We start from the raw sequence: 5,987 nt of genomic DNA on the forward strand, positions 1-5,987 counted from the left end.
AAAAGGCCACATCACCGGAAAGTCACACACCGTTGAACAGATCGTCTTCGGGCAGCATGCCGACCTCGATGAGAGAACGGGCCAGCTGGTAGTCCTCCGTCGGCCAAGCGTCCCGCTGCGCCTCCAGGGGTATCCGGAACCACCATCCGGTGGGGTCGACCTGGGTGGCGTGGGCGATCAGCGCCCGGTCGCGGGTCTCGAACCAGTCCGCGCACTCCACCTGGGTGGTGAGCCGACCGGTGTCCTCGGCGCGGTCGACCCACTCGGCCAGCCGCTCGGCATAGGGGGACTCCAGACCGCGGGCCATCATCTCCTCGTGGAGAGCGAGGATGCGCTCCTTGTGGAAGGTGAGGTGGTAATAGAGCTTGAGCGGCTGCCAGGGTTCGAGGCCGGCGTCGGCACCGACCTCGGGATAACGGTCGGGATCACCGGCCGCCTCGAACGCCTCCACACTGACCCGATGGGTCATGATGTGGTCGGGATGCGGATACCCGCCCGACTCATCGTAGGTCGTGATGACCTGCGGCCGGAACTGACGGATCAACCGGACCAGCGGACGGGCCGCCTCGTCGAGCGCGATGGTGGCGAACCGCCCGTCCGGAACGGGCGGCGGCGGATCGCCCTCAGGAAGCCCGGAGTCGACGAAGCCGAGCCACTCTTGGCGGACCCCGAGGATGAGCCGGGCAGCCTCCATCTCCTGCCTGCGGATCTCCGCCATCCGGGCGGCGACACCCGGCTGGTCCATCGCGGGATTGAGAATGCTGCCCTCCTCTCCCCCGGTACACGTGACCACGAGCACGTCGGCGCCCTCGCTGGCGTAACGTGCCATGGTGGCGGCGCCCTTGCTGGACTCGTCATCGGGGTGGGCGTGGATGGCCATCAAGCGCAGGCCATGCCGATCGTGGACCGCAGGCATGCGGCCCATTGTTCCTGATGCCCCGGCGTTGTTCCGAGCTCACTGGCCCGGGTGGTCCGAGCTCGCCCGGGGAACCGCCGGGGCCCGCCCCGCGTTCGGTCTAGAAAAGTCACCCAACGCCGTGGCACAATGCACCGTCCGCGCATGCTTCGACGGCAGGGCTGCCGTCGACCGGCGCACCGACATCGTCGTCGGCCCGGTCCGAAGGGCCGATGGACGACGGCCGGTCCCGTCGTCCGCCCACCCCTGCGTGAAGCATTCGTGGTCGAGGTCGAAGGCAAGGGCTGTCGGATCACCCGTAAGGGCTGACCCGCCGGTCCGGGGCTTCCAGGCGGTCCAGACGCCGCCAGAGCCACCAAGCCCGACATCTTCCTTGATTCATTTTGGTATGATGGTCCTTTTGATGTTCACCGAGGAGCGTGACCCGCGTGACGCAGCAGACTTGGCTCACCCAGGAGGCATACGACCGGCTCCGCTCCGAGCTCGACTACCTGACCGGCCCGTGGCGTACGGAGATCGCGACCAAAATTGAAGCTGCCCGCGAGGAGGGCGACCTCAAGGAAAACGGCGGCTACCACGCGGCCAAGGAGGAGCAGGGCAAGCAGGAGGCCCGGATTCGCCAGCTCACGGACCTGCTGCGCGACGCCCAGGTCGGCGAGGCACCCGCGGCGACCGGCGAGGCCGGCCCCGGCACCGTCGTCGAGGTGCGCTTCCCCGGCGAACGGGAGACGGAGAAGTTCCTCATCGGCTCGCGCGAGGACCACAGCACGCCCATCGAGGTCTTCTCCCCGGCGTCCCCGCTGGGCGGCGCGGTGACCGGGCGCAAGGCGGGCGAGACCGTCTCCTACACGCTGCCCAACGGCCGTTCGGCCAAGGTCGAGATCGTCTCGGTGTCGCCCTACTCGGGCTGACTACGCCAGCAGCGGACGACTGCCGACCCGGCTGCACGGGTGGCGGCATCGGCGTACCGTCGACGGGTGGAGGATCTGCCGGCACAGCCCAGTCATTCCGTGCCACCGACCGTGCCACCGACCGTGGCATCTCCGGCCCACCCGCCGACGGCCGCCGCCTCGCAGCTCACCACCCTGGGTGAGCTGCGCCGCAGCGGGCACGCGCACCGCCCGGTGCGGACGGAGCTGCGCGACAACCTCGTCGCCCTGATGCGGGGCTACGGCCCCCGGTTCCCGGGCATCGTCGGTTTCGGCGAGACCGTCCTTCCCCAGGTCGAGCGGGCCATCCTGGCCGGCCACGACATCGTCTTCCTCGGCGAGCGCGGGCAGGGCAAGACCCGACTCATCCGCACTCTGGTGAGCCTGCTCGACGAGTGGTCGCCGGCCGTCGCCGGCTGTGAGATCAACGACCACCCCTACGCGCCGGTCTGCGGCCGATGCCGCGCGCTGGCGGCCGATCTCGGTGACGCGCTGCCGGTGGTCTGGCGGCACCGCGGCGAGCGGTTCAGCGAGAAGCTCGCGACCCCGGACACAAGCGTCGGCGACCTCATCGGCGACGTCGACCCGGTGAAAGTCGCCGAGGGCCGCACGCTCGGCGATCCCGAGACGGTCCACTACGGGCTGGTGCCGCGCACCAACCGCGGGATCTTCAGCGTCAACGAGCTGCCCGACCTCGCCGAACGGATCCAGGTCGCGCTGCTCAACGTGCTGGAGGAGCGGGACATCCAGGTCCGCGGCTACCTGCTCCGGCTGCCGCTGGACCTGCTGCTGGTCGCTTCGGCCAACCCCGAGGACTACACCAACCGAGGGCGGATCATCACGCCGCTCAAGGACCGGTTCGGCGCCGAGGTCCGCACCCACTACCCGCTGCACCTCACCGACGAACTGGCGCTGATCCGCCAGGAGGCGGTGATGTCCTGGGCGGGGTCCCCGCTCGGCGCGCCGGAAATACCCGATCACCTGGTGGAGATCGTGGCCCGGTTCACCCGGCTGGTGCGCGACGCCCCCCAGGTCGACCATCGCTCGGGGGTATCGGCCCGGCTGTCGGTGGCCGCGGCCGAGACGGTGGCGGCCTCGGCGGTCCGCCGCGCGGCGCTGACCGGCGAGGAGACGCCCACCGCACGGGTGGTCGACCTCGCCGCGATCGTCCCGGCAGTACGCGGCAAGGTCGAGTTCGACCAGCTGGAGGAGGACCGGGAGGACGAGGTCCTCGCGCTGCTGCTGCGCCGCGCGGTGGCCGAGACGTTCCGGGCGAGGCTGGCCGGCGCGGACCTCACCGGCCTGCAGGCCCGCTTCGACGCGGCTGGCCCGGTCGAGACCGGCGACCTGGTAGCGGCGGCCGAGCTGCTGCGCCGGGCCGGGCCGGTGCCCGGGCTCGCGGCGATCCTGACCAGGCTCGGCGTGGACGGGGCGGAGTCGCCGGGGCTCGCGGCGGCCGCACTGGAGCTGGCGATGGAGGGACTGCACCTCAACCGTCGGTTGGCCAAGGAAGAGCTTCCCGGACGGACCGTCTACGGCACCTGACCCGGCGGCACCTGACCTCGCACGGAAGCTTCCAGGAGGAACAGTGAGTTCCGGAACATTCCGTTATGGCCCGTGGGACGGCGGACCCGATCCACTCGCCTCCCCCTTCACCGCGTCCGACGCCCTGGATGAGATGTCCCGCCAGATTCTGGAGGGACGCACCCCGCGGGAGGCGCTGGAGTCGCTGCTGCGCCGGGGCATGCCGGGCCGGCGTGGTCTGGACGACATGCGCCGGGCCGTCGAGCGGCACCGGCGGGAGGCCCGGTCCCGCGGCCGGATGGACGGGACGCTCCAGGAGGTCCGCCGGCTGCTCGACACCGCCGTGGGCCAGGAACGGGCGGCGCTGTTCCCCGACCCCTCCGACGACGCCCGGCTGCGCGAGGCCGAGCTGGACGCGCTGCCCGCGGACCCCGCCCGTGCGGTGCGCTCGCTCGCCGAGTACGATTGGCGGTCCCCGCCGGCCCGCGAGACGTACGAGAAGATCTCCGAGCTGCTGCGTCGCGAGGTCCTCGATTCCCAGTTCAAGGGAATGAAGCAGGCCCTGGAAGGGGCCGCGCCCGAAGACTTCGCCCGGATCCGGGAGATGGTCGCCGCGCTCAACGCCCTGCTGGAGGCGGACGCCCGTGGTGAGGACACCGACGAGGCGTTCGCCCGGTTCATGCGGGAGTTCGGCGACTTCTTCCCGGAGAACCCCGGCTCGCTGGAGGAACTGGTCGACGCGCTGGCCCGCCGGGCCGCCGCCGCCGCGCGGTTACTGGCCGGGCTCACCCCGCAGCAGCGCTCCGAACTCGCCGACCTGATGTCCACGGCGATGGAGGACCTGAGGCTCGCCGCAGAGATGTCACGACTGGCGCAGGCGCTGCGCGCGTCCCGACCGGACCTCAACTGGGGTGGACGGGTGCGGGGGCGGGCCGGCCGGTCGGGCGACGGCCTGACCGGCGAGGAACCGCTCGGCCTCGGCGACGCCACCACCGCGCTGGAGGAGCTCGCGGAGCTGGACGAACTGGCCGCCGCGCTGGGGCAGGACTACGCCGGGGCATCCCTGGAGGACGTCGACCCCGAGGCGGTGGCCCGGGCGCTGGGCCGGTCCGCCGTCGACGATCTGCGGGGGCTGCAGGAGATCGAACGGGAGCTGGAACGGCAGGGATTCCTCACCCGCCGGGCCGGGAGCCTCGAGCTCACCCCACGGGCGGTGCGCCGGATCGGGCAGGCCGCGCTGGCCCGGATCTTCCGGCAGATCTCCGCCCGAGGCCGCGGGGATCACAGTGTGACCGACGCGGGTTCCGCCGGGGATCTGCTGGGCACCTCCCGGGCCTGGCAGTTCGGCGACACCCAGCCGATCGACGTCGTCCGCACAGTCCGCAACGCGGTGCTGCGCGGCGGTCCGCCCGGCCGGGGCCACCCGATCCGCCTGGCGGTGGCCGACTTCGAGGTCGCCGAGACGGAGCGCCGCGCCACGGCGGCGGTGTGCCTGCTCGTCGACCTGTCCTACTCGATGGCGCTGCGGGGCACCTGGGGCATCGCGAAGTCGACGGCACTCGCGCTGCACACGCTCGTCAGCACGTCGTTCCCGCAAGACAAGATCCACATTGTCGGCTTCTCGGACTACGCCCGGGAGCTGCGGCCGGTCGAGCTCGCCGGACTCGACTCCGAGATGGTGCAGGGCACGAACCTGCAGCACGCCCTGCTCATCGCGGGCCGGCTGCTGAGCCGCTACCCGCAGGCGGAGCCGGTCATCATGGTAGTCACCGACGGTGAGCCCACCGCGCACCTGCTGCGCGACGGGGCTCCCTCGTTCTCCTGGCCGCCGATGCCCGAGACCCTGGAGCTGACCCTGGCCGAGGTCGACCGGCTCACCCGGCGCGGCGTGACCGTCAATGTGTTCATGCTCGACGACGAGCCACGGCTGGTGCAGTTCGTCGAGGAGATGGCCAGACGCAACGGCGGGCGGGTTCTCTCACCCGATCCCGCCGCCCTCGGCAACTACGTCATCCGGGACTACCTGCGGGCCCGGGGCAGGCACCGCACCGTCCGCTGACCGCCGCGCCGCCCCGCCCGGCTCGGCGGCGAGGCGTTCCCAGAACTCGACCGCGAGCTCCTCGTAGCCGAGCCCGAGATCGAGGGCCCGGCGCAGCGACCAGGCCAGGGCACCCGCGGGCAGCGCGGTCAGGGAGCGGTACACCTCCAGGTGAGCGCGATGCGCCGCCGCCTGGGCCCGCGCGAGCCGGCTGACATCACCCGGCCGGCCCAGATCGGCGAATGCCAGCTTGAGCAGGCCGGGATCGCGCAGCTCGGTGCGCCCGGCCTCCGGGACGGCGAGCCACGCGGCCAACCTGCTCCGGCCGGCGCCGGTCAGGCGAAAGATCGCCGCCTGCGGCCGGACTCCTCCCGTTCCTCAGAAAGGAGTCCGGCCGCGGCAAGGCGGGGCGGCTCCTTGTAGAGCTGGGCGTGCGGAAACGACCAGCAGTTACCGATCGAGCCGGCAACCGCGACCTTGAGCTCGTACGGAGTGGCACTGCCACGCCGCGCTACCTCCCCCAGGACCAGATACGACACCGGCGTCAGCGCGATTCCAGCCATGGTCTCGATGATATGAC

5 protein-coding genes and 1 pseudogene are annotated in these 5,987 nt (G+C 71.7%); 3 read left to right on the forward strand and 3 right to left on the reverse strand.

Features of this window, described 5'->3' with window-relative positions; genetic code table 11:
* Positions 1–22: 22 nt before the first annotated feature.
* Positions 23–925 carry a mycothiol conjugate amidase Mca gene (mca, locus tag ACY45C_RS01850; RefSeq protein ID WP_462185942.1) on the reverse strand — a complete coding sequence of 301 codons (903 nt, stop codon included), beginning with the start codon at positions 923–925 and terminating at the stop codon, positions 23–25.
* 419 nt (positions 926–1,344) lie between these two features.
* Between mca and greA the strand changes: the two genes are divergently transcribed.
* From greA to ACY45C_RS01865, 3 genes are all read left to right on the forward strand, one after another.
* Entirely contained in the window at positions 1,345–1,827 is a 483-nt protein-coding gene (gene greA, locus ACY45C_RS01855; protein WP_462185943.1) for a transcription elongation factor GreA, read from the forward strand.
* A gap of 66 nt (positions 1,828–1,893) precedes the next feature.
* Positions 1,894–3,390 (forward strand): magnesium chelatase, encoded by a 1,497-nt coding sequence (locus ACY45C_RS01860; protein ID WP_462185961.1) that lies wholly within the window; start codon positions 1,894–1,896, stop codon positions 3,388–3,390.
* Positions 3,391–3,433: 43 nt separating this feature from the next.
* Positions 3,434–5,428, forward strand: coding sequence for a vWA domain-containing protein (locus tag ACY45C_RS01865; protein ID WP_462185944.1), 1,995 nt, complete (start codon positions 3,434–3,436; stop codon positions 5,426–5,428).
* On the opposite strand, the gene ACY45C_RS01870 is transcribed toward ACY45C_RS01865, so the two are convergent.
* On the reverse strand, positions 5,348–5,722 hold the full coding sequence (locus ACY45C_RS01870; protein WP_462185945.1) for a hypothetical protein: 375 nt from the start codon (positions 5,720–5,722) through the stop codon (positions 5,348–5,350). The two genes, ACY45C_RS01865 and ACY45C_RS01870, sit on opposite strands and share 81 nt — an antisense overlap.
* 20 nt (positions 5,723–5,742) lie before the next feature.
* Positions 5,743–5,987: pseudogene (locus ACY45C_RS01875) on the reverse strand (PadR family transcriptional regulator); the annotation flags it as partial.

The sequence above is a fragment of the Frankia sp. CcWB2 genome (genome assembly GCF_977927585.1).

Bases quoted from the DNA above. Each gene is read 5' to 3' on its own strand.
- mca (WP_462185942.1), bottom strand. From the start codon at position 925: ATGGGCCGCATGCCTGCGGTCCACGATCGGCATGGCCTGCGCTTGATG.